This is a genomic window from Prevotella melaninogenica (genome assembly GCF_018128065.1).
Lineage (GTDB): Bacteria > Bacteroidota > Bacteroidia > Bacteroidales > Bacteroidaceae > Prevotella.
This window is the reverse complement of sequence record NZ_CP072360.1, coordinates 77,135-93,257: the sequence shown is the minus strand read 5'-3', so window position 1 is coordinate 93,257 and position 16,123 is coordinate 77,135. Positions and strand designations below refer to the sequence as shown.

14 protein-coding genes and 1 pseudogene are annotated in these 16,123 nt (G+C 40.8%); 4 read left to right on the top strand and 11 right to left on the bottom strand.

What is annotated here, in order from left to right:
- Positions 1-18 precede the first annotated feature (18 nt).
- Positions 19-150 carry a hypothetical protein gene (locus J5A56_RS13740; RefSeq protein WP_282958293.1) on the bottom strand — a complete coding sequence of 44 codons (132 nt, stop codon included), beginning with the start codon at positions 148-150 and terminating at the stop codon, positions 19-21.
- A 202-nt stretch (positions 151-352) separates the two neighbouring features.
- On the opposite strand from J5A56_RS13740, the gene J5A56_RS06320 reads away from it, so the two are divergent.
- Complete coding sequence (locus J5A56_RS06320) at positions 353-874, top strand: hypothetical protein (RefSeq protein WP_021672637.1); 522 nt, start codon at positions 353-355, stop codon at positions 872-874.
- Positions 875-909: 35 nt separating this feature from the next.
- On the opposite strand, the gene J5A56_RS06315 is transcribed toward J5A56_RS06320, so the two are convergent.
- The 7 genes from J5A56_RS06315 to J5A56_RS06285 form a co-directional block, all read right to left on the bottom strand.
- Positions 910-1,575, bottom strand: coding sequence for a DUF4276 family protein (locus tag J5A56_RS06315; protein ID WP_021672636.1), 666 nt, complete (start codon positions 1,573-1,575; stop codon positions 910-912).
- The gene (locus J5A56_RS06310) at positions 1,572-2,633 is read right to left on the bottom strand and encodes an AAA family ATPase (RefSeq protein ID WP_021672635.1); all 1,062 of its coding nucleotides are present in this window, start codon (positions 2,631-2,633) and stop codon (positions 1,572-1,574) included. Before J5A56_RS06310 ends, J5A56_RS06315 begins: the two co-directional genes overlap by 4 nt.
- 409 nt (positions 2,634-3,042) lie before the next feature.
- Positions 3,043-3,426, bottom strand: coding sequence for a hypothetical protein (locus J5A56_RS06305; RefSeq protein WP_021672633.1), 384 nt, complete (start codon positions 3,424-3,426; stop codon positions 3,043-3,045).
- A 250-nt stretch (positions 3,427-3,676) separates the two neighbouring features.
- On the bottom strand, positions 3,677-5,410 hold the full coding sequence (locus J5A56_RS06300; RefSeq protein WP_021672631.1) for an acyl-CoA dehydrogenase family protein: 1,734 nt from the start codon (positions 5,408-5,410) through the stop codon (positions 3,677-3,679).
- Between the two features lie 92 nt (positions 5,411-5,502).
- The gene (locus J5A56_RS06295) at positions 5,503-5,898 is read right to left on the bottom strand and encodes an endonuclease domain-containing protein (protein ID WP_021672630.1); all 396 of its coding nucleotides are present in this window, start codon (positions 5,896-5,898) and stop codon (positions 5,503-5,505) included.
- Positions 5,899-6,052: 154 nt separating this feature from the next.
- Complete coding sequence (locus J5A56_RS06290; protein ID WP_021672629.1) at positions 6,053-7,075, bottom strand: electron transfer flavoprotein subunit alpha/FixB family protein; 1,023 nt, start codon at positions 7,073-7,075, stop codon at positions 6,053-6,055.
- A 287-nt stretch (positions 7,076-7,362) separates the two neighbouring features.
- Positions 7,363-8,232, bottom strand: a complete 870-nt coding sequence (locus J5A56_RS06285) for an electron transfer flavoprotein subunit beta/FixA family protein (RefSeq protein ID WP_021672628.1) — start codon at positions 8,230-8,232, stop codon at positions 7,363-7,365.
- 666 nt (positions 8,233-8,898) lie between these two features.
- Here J5A56_RS06285 and J5A56_RS06280 point away from each other — a divergent pair.
- The 3 genes from J5A56_RS06280 (at position 8,899) to J5A56_RS06270 (ending at position 12,320) form a co-directional block, all read left to right on the top strand.
- Positions 8,899-10,032, top strand: coding sequence for a hypothetical protein (locus J5A56_RS06280; RefSeq protein ID WP_021672627.1), 1,134 nt, complete (start codon positions 8,899-8,901; stop codon positions 10,030-10,032).
- A 349-nt stretch (positions 10,033-10,381) separates the two neighbouring features.
- Positions 10,382-11,002, top strand: coding sequence for a DUF2238 domain-containing protein (locus tag J5A56_RS06275; RefSeq protein WP_021672626.1), 621 nt, complete (start codon positions 10,382-10,384; stop codon positions 11,000-11,002).
- Between the two features lie 460 nt (positions 11,003-11,462).
- Positions 11,463-12,320, top strand: a complete 858-nt coding sequence (locus J5A56_RS06270) for an enoyl-ACP reductase FabI (protein WP_021672625.1) — start codon at positions 11,463-11,465, stop codon at positions 12,318-12,320.
- Positions 12,321-12,590: 270 nt separating this feature from the next.
- On the opposite strand, the gene J5A56_RS13845 is transcribed toward J5A56_RS06270, so the two are convergent.
- The 3 genes and pseudogenes from J5A56_RS13845 to argS all read right to left on the bottom strand — a co-directional run bounded on the left by J5A56_RS13845 (position 12,591) and on the right by argS (position 15,389).
- The gene (locus tag J5A56_RS13845; RefSeq protein WP_349251578.1) at positions 12,591-13,127 is read right to left on the bottom strand and encodes an RNase H family protein; all 537 of its coding nucleotides are present in this window, start codon (positions 13,125-13,127) and stop codon (positions 12,591-12,593) included.
- Positions 13,128-13,139: 12 nt separating this feature from the next.
- Positions 13,140-13,490: pseudogene (locus tag J5A56_RS13840) on the bottom strand (endonuclease domain-containing protein); the annotation flags it as partial.
- Between the two features lie 78 nt (positions 13,491-13,568).
- On the bottom strand, positions 13,569-15,389 hold the full coding sequence (argS, locus tag J5A56_RS06260) for an arginine--tRNA ligase (protein WP_036920231.1): 1,821 nt from the start codon (positions 15,387-15,389) through the stop codon (positions 13,569-13,571).
- Positions 15,390-16,123 lie beyond the last annotated feature (734 nt).

The following is a 16,123-nucleotide window of genomic DNA, read 5'->3' as shown; positions in this document are numbered from 1 at the left end:
ATCAAGACTTACAGAAGACTATTTCAGATAGTCACCTGGTTCCAAGAAGTAGTCGCCCATTACATTATCTTGGAAATTCTTAATTCCATAATAGATATCATGAATATTGAAGACATCAAAACCGAGAGCTGTTTGGAAGGAGAAAGGCACATCCAAATTATTGTAACACTACAGAACGATGGAGAAACAAATAACTAAAGAAAATGAATATATAGCACATCGAAAAACTTTTTTGCCATAAACTAATGAGAATTATTCTTTAAAGCGTAGAAAATTTGAAGTTTTACAAAAAAAGGATTATATTTGCAATATACATTTCTTTTCGATTTACTAACCTTTAAATGGAAACAATATGAAATATTGGAAAGTAATCAACCGTCTGGCAGTTTTCTGCCTGTTCATGTCATTGACAGCCTGCTCAACGGAAAACGCTGTTGTCGGGAGTATTGGAGTAAGTGATGTAAAGTCATCAGGCTGTAAGGCATCTGCTTCTTTGTTGGATTCTCGTCCTGAGTACTATAATAGTTTTGTAGGACAGAAGTCTGTGTTGCGCCTCAGCTTCGGTGCAGATAACATCGTTAATGGACGTTTTGAAGACTTCATGGATAACTGTGCTATAGACCTGTTCCATGTAGGAGTAGGCAGCAGTGAGGGGAAGATTATCCTCATTCTGTATCCTGACAAGGATATGCTGACAAACTGCCTCTGTCGCTATGATGTCGACTTCAAAATGCAGAATATCGTTTCAGGTAATTATCAACTGGAAGTATATCATACTACCGCTGACAAACAAATCAGCAAAGACAATATGGTTTATAGCGGAACTGTAAATCTGAAGAAAGGAAAAGAGGTTGTGTTGACAATGAGTCGGTAGGAGGATAGTGTGAAAAGTATGGAAGTGTTATCCTTTTATTTAAGGGCTTCTTCCATGCTTTCTACCCATGTTTTGAATCTGGGACATTTCTCGAGTAGTTCAGGCATTCCCATGGTCTTGATGATTTCTATTCCATGTAACACTTTATTGTAGCCGGGGATAAGTTTTTTCAATCGCATGGAAGGAGCCGTGGCAGGATGGTTATTAATCTCTTCGGGGTTAGGATGCTCTTCGATGACATTCATTAATCCTTTATAATCCATCTCTTCCCTTTCAAATAGGATGTCTATACCTTTGATGGAAGCAAACACCAAAGCCTCAAATTCATGAAGTTGGATATAGGGGATGAAATTGTCGAATTGATGTTTTTGAGTGTCTTCTAAGTCTTTCTTTATTTCTGTTTCGAGTAGACTTGCTTGTTCCTTGTGTGTTTGCGTCGCTTTCAAGTCATTGAAGCCAGGAAAGTCTGAAGGTAGGCGATAGAAATCTATCATCATTGATACGACTACATCTTTTTCGTATATTGTATTGAGAATGTCCTTTTTGATGTAAGAGTATTTGGAAATCCCCCCATGAGAGTGTTTTGTCTTGAAGCATTGTATGGTATTATATAGCCCTTTTGAACAGAAATAAGGGCAAAGTATATTGTTGACGAAACTTTCTTCCGTTTCGCCTTCTACTATTATCACCAGTCTTTTCATAGTAATGTTGGTTGTCCGTTAATCACACTTTTAGTCCATAATTCTCCTAAAGAATAATCGTCTAACCAGCTTTTTAATGTATCGCTGTTCAGTCTCTTGAAAGTAGATTGCTTATCCTTGCGGTCTACAGTGATAATATCGTCAGCATCAAAGTTGTTGATAAGGTTTACAGACTGTGTGGATATGATAACCTGACAATCTCTGGAGGCAACAGATTTTATCATACCAGCCAGCTTGACGATAGCTGTTGGGTGTAGACCCAGTTCTGGTTCGTCAATGATAATAACTTTGGGCAAGACAGGTTGTTGCAAGAGTGTAGCAAGAGCGATGAATCGTATACTACCATCAGATAAATCATTAGCATCGAAATATTTCTCGTTATTCTCCATATCATTCCACTGTAGGTTGATTTGGCTTTCATCAAGTAGAGATGGTGACAAAGAGAAGTTTCCAAAGTAAGGCATAACAGAACGAATCGTCAGTTCTATCCTTTTCAGTGTCTTGGGATATTTCTCTTGCAGCATATAGAGAAAGGCAGGGAGGTTACTCCCGTCTGTCTTGAGAAAACGGTTGTCGTTGATATTTGCACTACTTCTCAACGGTGCACCTTTACTTGTGTCATGGAAGTGGAAAATTTTATAACTTTGAAGGTATTCTCTCAGCCACTTGTCTCTATAGATCGTTGAATCTTTAATATAGCTTTCATCTATATTAGACATACTGTAACAGCTTGATTGGTAGTAGCTGCTTTCTTCGGCAATGAACAGACTTCCGTTGTCCCGTGCCTGAAGAATGACGCCATAAGCATTGTCGCCAAACTCCAGATAGCCTTTCAGTTCTTTTGTTTGCTTTCGGCCATAGTGGAATAGTCTTTCTGCACTGTTCTGCATCGTATAGTTGTGCAATCGTTGCTCATAGATGATGTTTATCAGTCTGAAGAAAGAAATGAAGTTAGTTTTGCCAACACCATTTGAACCAATCAATATATTAATCGGTCTCAATTCCAAGTCTACGTGTTGGATAGACTTGTATCCATCTATAGTAACTTTGTTTAGCATTATAAAAATCTCATTATAGAAGTATTGGACAATCCTGCTGCAAATATACGATAAATTTATTATCTTCACAACTATTTCTTTCTGATAGAGCAGCTAAATGCTATGTCATAATGCTTTCTGTTTTCTCTTAGAATTACCCTATCTTCATCCACAGTAATAAATACAGCAGACGATGGTAATCATAATTATGGACTTTGAATTCCTATCTTCATCCACAGTAATAAATATATCAGACAACGGTATTCATAATTATGAACTTTGAATTCCTATCTTCATCCACAGTAATAAATACATCAGACAACGGTATTCATAATTATGAACTTTGGATTCCTATCTTCATCCACAGTAATAAATACAGCAGACAATGGTAATCATAATTATGAATTATGAATTATGAATTAAGCCAGTCCTATTGTGTCTGCATGATTCCGTCTTTGTTCACGCTTGTTACGCCTTTTACTTTCTTGAAGTCGGCAATGGCTTTGTCAATATCGTGCTTCTCATCAACTTTAACAGCTACTCCGCTAAACTCCTTGTATTTATAGAGTAGGGTGCAGCCCTGCTTCTTGATAGCTTTTAATAGTGGTTTGCTGCCAGTCCTCTTGTCAAAGAAGATAATCAGCGTGTGGCTGATAGGAGTCTTATCTCGTTCTCGTTTAGCTTTTTCCAGACCTTCTCCGTTATCGTCTCCATTCATTATCTGCTCCTTGATGGGGCATTGTGCGGATGCTGTTGTTGACTGGATAAACAATAAGCCCATCAGCAACATACTTGCCCTAAAATATTTCTTCATCTTGTTTTCTCCTTTTAATAACAGTGACAAAGATAGTTATAAATAGGCAGATAACTACTAATATTTATAATTATTTCAGCATTGTTTCTCCTTATTTATTGTGCTACCTTTGCAGAGTTTTAAGGCTATTAGCTTTAAGATTAGTCGATAATTGCTCTTAATCTGCTTTGTTAGAGGCTGTTTTACAACGAAAAAAGCAACCAAGCATTACGCTCGGTTGCTTTTGTATGATGTTAATCCTAATAACGGATTACGCTTCTGCGGTCTCTTCTTCCACAGCCTTAAACTGCTCAAGGTCTTCAGCGTTGAAAGCCTTGATATAAGCTGTGTGACCGATAACCTCTTCCTCAGCCATGCGAACGAAGACATGAGCAGATTTCTTGAAGAGGTCTGGTGCCTTAGCAGCATCTTCGATGAGGAGGAGAGAACCGATGATGTCGGCAGTCATATTGTAAAGACGACGTGCGAGGAAGTCGTGAACATCCTGATTGTCGCTTGCGTTTACCTTCTCAACAGCTTCTTCATAGAGCTGGACGAGTTTAGCTACACGCTCACGCAGACCCTTCATGCAGTCGCAAGCAAGTTCAGCTTCGAGCATTTCTTTCATGATAGAAAGGTAAGTGCCGTTAGTGATGTAGCGCACGGCAGCAACAACCTGCAGCTGTGTTGTACCCTCGTAGATAGAGAAGATACGTGCATCACGATACAAACGCTGACACTTGTATTCCATAATGAAGCCCGAACCACCGTGGATAGAGATAGAGTCGTAGGCTGTCTGGTTAGCATACTCAGAGTTGATACCCTTTGCCAATGGTGTGAAGGCATCAGCAAGGCGAGTGTACTTCTTCATCTCCTGACGTTCTTCAGCAGTGAGTTTCTCGTCGCGTGCAATATCTTCCAATGCTTTGTAGATATCAACATAGCGAGCAGTCTGGTACAAGAGGGAACGACCTGCGTCGAGTTTTGCCTTCATACGAGAGAGCATATCGTAGACAGCAGGGAAGTTGACAATCTTCTTTCCGAACTGTGCACGGTCCTTAGCGTAAGCCAATCCCTCGTTATAAGCCTCTTGCTCAAGACCTACAGACTGTGCTGCGATACCGAGGCGAGCACCATTCATCAATGCCATTACGTACTTGATAAGACCCATTCGGCTGCTACCACAGAGCTCTGCCTTTGCATTCTTGTAAACAAGTTCGCAGGTAGGAGAGCCGTGGATACCAAGTTTATGCTCAATATGGCGTACGTCAACACCGCCGTTACGCTTGTCATAGATGAACATTGAAAGTCCACGACCATCGCGTGTGCCTTCTTCTGAACGTGCAAGGACGAGGTGGATGTCAGAGTCGCCATTGGTGATGAAACGCTTCACACCATTCAATCGCCAGCAGTTCTCCTTTTCGTCGAAGGTAGCCTTGAGCATTACACGCTGAAGGTCAGAACCAGCATCAGGCTCGGTGAGGTCCATTGACATTGTCTCACCAGCACAGATACGTGGGATATATTTCTGACACTGCTCCTCGTCACCAAACTCATAGAGGGTGTCGATACAAGATTGCAGTGACCAGATATTCTGGAAACCAGCATCGGCTGCAGCGATAAGCTCAGACATCATAGAGAAGACAACGTTTGGTAGGTTCAGTCCGCCATAGCGACGAGGCATAGAAACACCCCACAATCCAGCCTGACGTGTAGCTTGAATATTCTCCAAGGTCTTGCTGGCATAGTGCATACGGTTGTCGATGAGGTGTGGACCTTCAAGGTCAACAGACTCCGAGTTAGGTGCAATAATGTTTGCTGTAATGTCACCAGTGATATCCAAGATGCGCTTGTAGTTTTCGATAGCATCCTCATAGTTTACCGGTGCATCAGCGTGTGTCGCAGCATCAGCGTAGTTACGCTCTTTCAGTTCTACGATGCGTTTCATCAATGGATGCTCCAAGTGAAACGCTATTTCTGGGTGGTCAGTATAATAATTTGCCATGATAAAAAATGTAAAAGCGGCCCCTCCCCCTTGCCCCTCCCCCGAAGGGAGGGGAGTAGAATGTACTATTTCCTATGGTTAGGGGACTCTTTTTATTCGTTGTTTATAAATTCGGTTATTTGTTCTATCACATTGTCAATGTCCGTGTATATCTCTTCGTTGGTGAATCTAAGCACATTAAAGCCCATTTCGTTGAGATATTCTGTTCTTGTTTCATCATCTACCTCTTGTAGCGGTTGCTTATGGTAGACCCCATCTACTTCTATGACTAAGTTTTGTGAAAGACAGGCAAAGTCTACAATGAAGTCACCTATTGGATGTTGTCTTCTGAAATGGCAGTCACCTCTCATCCCTTTCAGTTCATTCCAAAGAATCTCTTCTGCTAATGTCATCTCTTTCCGATTCTCCTTGGCAAATTCCTTTAGGATATGGTATCTGTCAGGTGAAGCCGTCTTGTAAGTGCATTTCTTTCTATTAACTTTAGTCATAGGTTGGTAGTTAGTCAATGATTATACACGCTATGCCTCTTGTGATAATAAGTATTTAGCGACAGTAGTCCTCTTATTCCCTTTTCGCATTTTACTCCCCTCCCTTCGGGGGAGGGGCAAGGGGGGGGCCAGTTAGTTGTTCAGTCAGCTGGCTTTACTTACTATTCTGCTTATAATACTTTATCAACTTCGGAACAACCTCCTCAACAGAGCCATTGATGACATAGTCGGCAATGGTATTGATAGGAGCATCGGGGTCGTTGTTGATAGAGATGATGATACCACTGTCCTGCATACCAGCGATGTGCTGAATCTGACCAGAGATACCACAAGCAATGTAAACCTTTGGATGAACGGTGACACCAGTCTGACCAATCTGACGATCGTGGTCTACCCAACCTGCATCAACGGCAGCACGGCTGGCACCAACCTCTCCATGAAGTTCTTTAGCCAACTTAAAGAGTAAGTCGAAGCCTTCTTTAGATCCTACACCATAGCCACCACCGATAACGATAGATGCTTCCTTTAGGTTGTTCTGTGCTGGCTCAACATGACGGTCGATAACCTTAACCACATAATCAACCTCTGGTACATACTTTGTAACGTCTGGGTAGACAACCTCTTTCTTAGCTTCACCTTCATAAATAGCTTTCTGCATAACGCCAGAGCGTACAGTAGCCATCTGTGGACGGTGGTCAGGGTTGACGATGGTTGCTACGATGTTACCACCGAAGGCAGGACGAATCTGATAGAGCAGGTTCTCATAACGTTTACCTGCTTTCTTATCTTCGTAGTCACCAATCTCAAGCTGAGTACAATCGGCAGTAAGACCACTGGTCAATGAAGATGACACACGTGGACCGAGGTCACGACCGATAACTGTAGCACCCATCAAACAGATCTGTGGTTTCTCTTCAGTGAAGAGGTTTACAAGAATGTCTGTGTGTGGTGCTGATGTGTAAGGGAAGAGTCCCTCACCATCAAAGACAAAGAGTTTGTCTACGCCGTATGGCAGGATTTGGTCTTCTACCTTTCCCTTAATACCACTACCAGCAGCGATGGCATGGAGTTCCACACCTAACTCATTTGCGAGCTTGCGACCCTTGGTCAGCAGCTCCTGTGAAACCTCCTGTACGGTGGTTTCCTCTATTTCGCAATATACAAATACGTTGTTCATAAATCAAATCTTCGACCACATACTAATCCAACTAACTGGTCCCAACTGGTCCCAACTGGCCCCTCCCCCTTACCCCTCCCCCAAAGGGAGGGGAGTGAAATGTGTCACTTGCTGTTGTGCAGCGATTTTGTTAAAAATAACAAAAGCTGCTTTCCCCGATATAATTTGTCCGTAGTTAATGTATAAAGCATCAGAACATTCTACGCCCCTCCCTCTGGGGGAGGGGTAAGGGGGAGGGGTCAGTCGGTTGACTTGTTAGTCGGTTGGTTAGTTGCTCAGTCGTTTTTTTAACCAATAATCTTCTCTCCTAATAGTTCTTGGATGAGTCCCTCTACATCCTCGTCTGAACCGGTGAGTGTCTTGCTCTCCTTAGCTTGGAAGACAATATTCTGTACAGTCTTAACCTTTGTAGGTGAACCACTCAAACCACATTGTGCCTCGTCGCCATTGACATCGGCAACTGACCACTGGTTCAGTGTGAGGTAAGGACGCTCCTCGTAGAGTTGTGTCCAAGGTTCATCGCCTTTGCGCTCCATAGGACAAGTAGCATACTTGTACTTCATCACGAGTTTGGCATTGCAAGGACGTGCAGGAGCAGCAGTACCGTTTACTGTGACAAGAACTGGCAATGGAGCAACAACCGTCTCTACACCACCATCGATATGACGGCGGATAGTAGCCTTGCCATCCTCAATCTTCAGGATTTCCTCTGCGTAAGTAACCTGGTTGAGTCCTAACTTCTGTGCAACCTGTGGTCCAACCTGCGCGGTATCACCATCGATAGCCTGACGTCCACCGATGATAATGTCAACATCACCGATTTTCTGTACAGCCATCGCTAAAGCATAAGAAGTAGCGAGTGTGTCAGCGCCAGCAAACTTACGGTCAGTAAGTAGCCAGCCGGTATCAGCACCACGATAGAGTCCTTGTCGGATAATCTCTCCGGCACGTGGAGGTCCCATGGTTAAGATTCCTACAGTAGAGCCCGGGTTCTGATCCTTCAGTCTCAGAGCCTGCTCTAAAGCGTTTAGGTCTTCTGGGTTGAAGATGGCAGGCAGTGCGGCACGGTTTACCGTTCCTTCGGCTGTCATGGCATCTTTGCCCACATTTCTTGTGTCAGGTACCTGCTTAGCAAGTACTACAATTTTCAAACTCATAAATATAATAATGTGTTATTTAAATATTCAATTGTTTTGGTTGAGGGCAAAAGTACAGATTTTTTGCAACATAAACAAAAAAAGTTGCACAAAAACCGCTTAACTGTGTTTATGTTTGTTAGGAGCTATTCTATGAGAGTTAGAAGAGAGGTTGTCGTTTAACGAAATAGTACTTTTATTTTTTGCGGAAGTAAATCTCTAATAACCGATTTAAAGTTAAGCGTATAGTGTAAAACTGATGTAGGGGTTGATGGATAGCAACTTCTTTTTACTATTTATAAAACCCTTAATTCCAATGGAAAAGTTCTATCAGAAAGCTCTTTTATAGCTTATTCTATCTTGTTACATTTGCTTATCTCGGCATTATTTTCACGTAAATAAATATTTTTTGTCGTGAAAATAAATATTTCTTTTCATGAAGATAAATATTTTTTTTCATGAAAATAATTTCATGAGCGTGTATATGTCATGGTAAAAAAGGGCGTATATAGTTATGATACAATATGTTTATAAGTACATAATTTATCTAATATAAGAAGATAATATTGTGTGTACTTTTATTTTTTCATACCTTTGCGTGGTGAGTTCTAACCCTTTTGAAGTTTTGATACTTGCAGTTCCTTGAAGATAAAAGATTTTTGCAAATAAATAAAGTTAATATAGTAAATGAATAAACGTACTATCGTTAGCATTGTCTTTTTATGTCTTTCTGTGACTTCATTTGCGCAGAAGGCGTTCGTTATTTGGGATAAAGCAAATAATATCCCAGTGAGCAGAGCAAGTGTATATACCACCTACATGGGGAAAGTGAGGAGTACGTTTAGCGACCAACAGGGGAGAGTCGTTGTGGATTTTGCTTTTGATAATCTGATGATCTCGCATATAAACTATCAGAAAGAAAGCGTGAAAGTATTGTCTGATACACTGTTTATGGAGCAAAGTATGCAGTTGCTTTCGGAAGTTGTCGTGAGTCCTGCGGGCGAGCCAGCATGGATTAAACCCATGTTGATGGAATTTGTAAAGACGAAAGCAAAGAAGTATGGAAGTAATGGAGTTCTAAGATATGAGTATCAGACACAGAATGTGGGCGATACGGTGTTATATCGCTTTTTGAGTAAGGGACTGATAAGAAAGAAGGAACTCTTTGAAATCTCTCCTTTGGAGAATGTTATCACCTTTAAGGATAAGTCAGCTGGTTGTGACTATAGTAACCTTAAAAACACGCTTTATCATGACTTTGTTTCTGATATGGATGAGAAATTTGTGAAAGAACATCGGTTCTATGTGGATAATGAGTCTGAAAGTTTGGGTGTCAATGTGGTAAGACTCCTATTCAAGTCGAAAAAAGATTGGAAAGATTCGGGCTATTTATGTATAGATACCCTACAAAATGTCATCCTCAGAGCAAAACGTTCTACGGGGTTGGCTTATAATGTACAGCACCGTACTAATGCACTTGTGCGCTCAACAATCAATGCTATATACGGACATCAATATAAGGATTGGCAGATTGATGTTGAGGCAGAGTATCGCTCATTGGATAACTTCTTTTACCTAAGTAGTTGTCGTTATTCTAATTATATTCAGGAAGAGTTTGACGGAAAGAAGAAAAAAGGCGTTGAAGTTTATAATGTTACCTCAATTTATGAGGCACAACCTTGTCAGAAAAATAAGATGAGTGAAGGAACAGAATTTCTTTTATTGCCTCAACCTTTTGCAATGAAGATTATTGTGAGCAAGAAGGAAAGAAAACAAGAGGAATTACTGCAGGATGTGAAGAAAGAATATAACGTTTATTGAATCCTATGTGAGAATTTTATCAAGCTCCATAGGGCAATAGAAGAAAGATGTAACGATTCAGGGATATGGCGTATAAATTATTGTTGATTATTAGTATGTTAGATAAATAGATACATACATATGAATTCTGGTAAACCATGTCATTTCGACTTTTTGGGGGTTCTTCCGTTAAGCGCATAGGCATTTGGGTTTCTTATAAGATTTTGTTCTGCGGAATTAAGGTTATATAAAAAAGCAATAGAAATGCTAATTTTTTAATAATAGAGACAGAATTGTGCAAGGCTTGAGTATGGTTTATAAAAAAGAATTATCTTTGTCCCTCTGTTAATGTATAAAGTATAATAATAAAATGATAGATAGAATAAAACTGACGCTTGTTTTGTTGGTAGTGATTGTGACGGTCATTACTTGTATTCATCCAATCTATCCGAATGAGCAGACATTGCAGCATATCGGCACCGTGCTATTGCTGATACCGCTGATAATAGATGTGTTTAGAAAGAAGCTACCAATGTCGGCATTTATTGGTATCGTTGCTTTCACACTTCTTCATGTTATCGGCGCACGTTACATTTATTCTTATGTACCCTATAAAGAATGGGCAGTATCATTAGGTTTGGTTGATACGAGTTTTTTCCATGACCCACGCAATCATTATGATCGGTTAGTACACTTCTCTTTTGGGGCATTGATGTTCCCTTACTTCGTCTATCTTTGTAGGAAATGGGTAAAACAACAGTCGTTTGTTGCTGTTGTCATGGCATGGATGATGATTCAAACGGGTAGCTTAATTTATGAGCTATTTGAATGGTTACTGACGATTGTCATGACAGCAGAGGAGGCTGACTATTATAATGGTCAGCAAGGTGATATGTGGGATGCACAGAAGGATATGGCTTTGGCACTGGTTGGCTCTACTGGAATGTTCGTTATATATGCGGTTCGTAGCCTTGTTAGAAGGGACAAGTAGGACAAATAGAGATGAAAGGTTACATCGCTGCATAGGCTTATGGGCATAAAATAAAATAGATTTTACGCCTTGAATTAATAAGAAAGCATTGCAGTGCAACTACAGATAATTATTACTTCGGAATTATTTTCACGACAAGAAGAATTTATTTTCATGAAAAGAAATATTTTCTTTCATGAAAAAAAATAATTATTTTCATGAAAATAATTTGAGAAAGGATAATTCTGATGGTGAAAGAAGGGGGACAGTCTTTTGAATATTGATAGTTCTGAGAAGTTGAAAATAGGCTTAAGATAGTTTGAAAAGAGGGTGATGTGTTTTGCTTAGTTCGGCTTGTGAGGGAATGTGAAAAGGTGCAAATTGTCACTTATGGATAGCATTTAGATGTAATTTATGTGTATTTTCTTGGCAAATCAACCTTTTTTGCTTACCTTTACACCAAATTTGAATAACGAACATTATGAGTTACAACTTATTAAAAGGTAAAAGAGGTATTATTTTTGGAGCCCTCAACGAGATGTCTATCGCATGGAAAGTTGCTGAAAGAGCAGTTGAGGAAGGTGCAACAATCACTTTGTCAAATACTCCTATCGCAGTAAGAATGGGTACAGTAAATGCACTGTCAGAGAAGTTAAACTGCGAGGTTATTCCAGCTGATGCAACTAACGTTGAGGACTTGGAGAACGTATTCAAGCGCTCAATGGAGGTTTTGGGTGGTAAGATCGACTTCGTTCTGCACTCTATCGGTATGTCACCAAACGTGCGTAAGCACCGTACATACGATGACTTGGACTATAAGATGCTTGATAGTACACTCGATATCTCAGCTGTTTCATTCCACAAGATGATTCAGAGTGCTAAGAAGTTGGATGCTATCAACGAATATGGTTCAATCCTTGCACTCTCTTATGTAGCTGCTCAGCGTACCTTCTACGGTTACAATGATATGGCTGATGCTAAGGCATTGTTGGAGAGTATCGGTCGTAGCTTCGGTTATATTTATGGTCGTGAGAAGCACGTACGTATTAATACTATTTCTCAGTCACCTACAATGACAACTGCTGGTTCTGGTGTGAAGGGTATGGATAAGCTCTTCGACTTTGCTGACCGCATGTCTCCATTGGGCAACGCAAGTGCTGATGAGTGTGCTGATTATTGTATCGTAATGTTCTCTGACCTCACCCGTAAGGTGACAATGCAGAACCTTTACCACGATGGTGGTTTCTCAAATGTAGGTATGAGTCTTCGCGCTATGGCTACATACGAGAAGGGTCTCGATGAGTATAAGGACGAGAACGGTAATATTATCTACGGATAGTAAAGCCTCCCCCTACCCCTCCGAAGGGAGGGGAGTGCCTGACGGAAGCCAGTTAGGATAATTTTATTGTGATAGTTTTCCACTACTATCTAATGTAATTCCGCTTTATAAGGTTGTTGAGGAAGGTTTTAAGAGAAATAATAAAAAGCTCCAGTAAGTGAAAACTTATTGGAGCTTTTTTATTCTATTGTTTTTCTCGAAACGACTTTCTGTATCAAAGCATACGCGAATTTGTCTCCCTCCCCCTTCGGGGAGGGTCGGGGTGGGGCTTCATTTCCTTCCGAAGTCGGCAGGAATCTCACCCCACTGCTTCGTTTCCCACTTTATAATAGGTGTCGTTACTTTATGCGTTTGGAGCCAATGTTCAGCACGAGCAATGATTTGATGTAGTTCTTCAGTTTCTGCATTGCGGACAAATGTAGTCTTACAACGCTTTTTGTTCACCCATAAGATAGCATTATAAGAGTCGCTATAAATAACCTTATCCTTGATACCTTGCTTCTTCATCAGTGCTAAAGCGTGAACAATAGCGAGAAACTCACCAATGTTGTTTGTTCCCATAACTGGACCAAAATGGAAGACTCTTGCACCAGTTTGTAGGTCAACACATTGATATTCCATTGGTCCCGGATTGCCAGAACAAGCAGCGTCAACAGCCCAAGCACCAGCCCCCCTCAATCCCCCCGAAAGGGGGGAAGCCCCAGTCTGCTGTGGTTGGATAGCTGACTGAGTGTTTGTTTGAGAACTCGTCTGTGTGTTTGGCTGAGCACCACCAGCTTGATTCGTGTTATGTGAGTCTATTGCCATTATGGTTTCTTTAATCTTCTTGATAACTTCTTCCCGATGGTTGAAGATTTCTTCATTTGTGAATCGGATGACAGTATAACCCCATTGCTCAAGGTCACGAGTCCGTTCCTCATCCTTAATAATCTGTTCATCATTAAAATGATACTTACCATCAATTTCAACAATAAGTTTATACTTAAGGTTGATGAAGTCGGCAATGTATTGTTTGATGATATGTTGTCTACGAAACTTGTGACCACTTTGTTTTCCTTTTAGGTATAACCAAAGTAGATTTTCTGCTTGTGTAGCGTGCTGTCTGTTCTTGATAGCATTTGCTTTTAGCAGTTCATACTCTATCTCATCAGCCGTTTCATAAATGTACATAGCCTAATCAAATCTCACTTTTATCCCACCTTACCCAATTTGTCTCCCTCCCCTTTCGGGGAGGGTCGGGGTGGGGCTTTACATCCTCTCAGGCACTTCAATACCGAGCAATGCCATACCGTTCTTGATGACCTTAGCCACATTCTTGGCAATCACAAGGCGGGTAATCTTCTCTGCTTCGGTGTCAGCGTTGAGGATGCTGTAGTCATGATAGAACTGGTTGAACTCCTTTGTCAGCTCATAGCAGTAGTTAGCAATACCGCTTGGGCTATAGTCAATACCAGCTTGAGCGACAGCAGCACCAAAGTCGTTGAGTTTCTGGATGAGTGCAATCTCCTTGTCGTTCAGTGGAGCATCGTCGTTGAGTGATGCAGGCAAGGTGATATTCTGCGCCTCAGCCTTACGGAGAATGCTGCGGATACGTGCGTAAGTGTACTGAATGAATGGTCCCGTGTTACCATTGAAGTCGATAGACTCCTCTGGGTTGAAGAGCATATTCTTGCGTGCATCGACCTTAAGGATGAAATATTTCAACGCACCCATACCCACGATACGTGCAATCTCGTTCTTCTCTTCCTCAGTGATACCTTCCAACTTGTTCACCTTATCCTCGCTAAGACTCTTCGCATTCTCAATCATTGATGCAACAAGGTCGTCTGCATCGACAACTGTTCCCTCACGGCTCTTCATCTTACCGTTTGGCAATTCTACCATACCGTATGAGAAGTGTACAAGGTCTTTACCCCACTTGAAGCCTAAACGATCCAAGAGGATAGAAAGAACTTGGAAGTGATAGTTCTGCTCGTTACCAACAACATAAATCATCTTGTCGATAGGGTAGTCATTGAAACGCATCTCTGCAGTACCAATATCCTGTGTCATATAAACCGATGTGCCATCCTTACGCAGTAGAAGTTTCTGGTCCAAACCCTCGTTGGTGAGGTCAGCCCATACGGAGTTGTCTTCCTTACGGATGAAGAGTCCCTTCTCAAGACCTTCTTCCACCTTCTTCTTACCAGCGAGATAAGTGCTTGATTCGTAGTAAATTTTATCGAAACCAACGCCCAATGCTTTGTAAGTCTCATCAAAACCAGCATATACCCAGTTGTTCATCATTTCCCATAAGCCGCGAATCTCAGGGTCGTTAGCTTCCCACTTCACGAGCATGTCGTGTGCTTCCTTAATCAGTGGAGCTTCGTGCTCAGCCTTTTCTTTTGCCTCATCGGCTGTCAATCCCTCTTTCTCATACTGCTCCTGCAGTTGCTTGCACTCCTCTTTGTAGTGCTTGTCGAAGAGTACGTAGAAGTCACCAATCAAGTGGTCACCTTTCTTTCCTGCCTGCTCTGGTGTGATACCATTGCCCCATTTCTGCCAAGCCAGCATTGACTTACAGATGTGGATACCACGATCATTAACGATATTCGTCTTTACAACCTTGTTACCATTGGCTTCCATAATCTGTGCCAATGACCAACCAAGCAGGTTGTTACGAACGTGACCGAGGTGAAGTGGCTTGTTGGTGTTAGGTGAAGAGTATTCGATCATCACCAATGGACTCTCGTCTGTCACTTGCTTCTCACCGAACTTCTCGTCAGCATTGATATCATTCAACAGACCTGTCCATGCTGCTTGCGCAATAACGAGGTTGAGGAAGCCCTTTACAACATTGAAGTCAGCCACAGCCTTGCAGTTCTTCTTCAGGTATTCACCTAAATCCTGTGCGGTATCTTCAGGCTTCTTATGTGAAGTCTTCAGCAGTGGGAAGGTGACGAGTGTGAGGTTACCCTCGAAGTCGCTGCGTGTCTTCTGCAGCTGAATCATCTTTTCAGGAACTTCTGTTCCGTACAACTCCTTGACAGCTGCAAGTGCAGCAACGGTAATTTGCTCTTCTATCTTCATCTTTTGTTTCTTTTTATCTGTCTGCAAAGTTACGGAAAATCAGCCGAATAACGGCAGGAGGAGGGTGGTTAATTCATAATTCATAATTCAAAATTCATAATTATGATTGGTTTTAATTCATAATTCATAATTCAAAATTCATAATTATGATTGGTTTTAATTCATAATTCATAATTCAAAATTCATAATTATGATTGGTTTTAATTCATAATTCATAATTCAAAATTCATAATTATGATTAGTTTTAACTCTCAATTTGTAAACCATAATTCATAATTATGATTAGTTTTAACTCTCAATTTATAAACCATGAATTCATAATTATGATTAGTTTTAACTCTCAATTTGTAAACCATAATTCATAATTATGATTAGTTTTGATGCAAAATTTATATCTTGTTCTTTGTAATTTTATTATTTGTCAATTGTACTTGTGTTTACCCTTTTATGCAGTCTAATAAACAATCTCATGTAAGCTTTTTAGTAGTGTTTTGCGGTGGTGTTGATGCTCAGCACGAGTGGTGTTGTTGGTAAGCACTAATGGTGTTGAGCGCTAATCGCCATGCAATATATGATGGGGGAGATATTAACTTGTTGTTAAAAAAGAGTCATACTGTCAAAAAGTAATTAATGGTTATTCGATGTAGGCGCTTACTTGCTTAAGGGTAATACGCTCTAATAGAGAACGTATGATTAAAGTTTTATCGGCTATAATGATCACTTTTAGTTGTAAA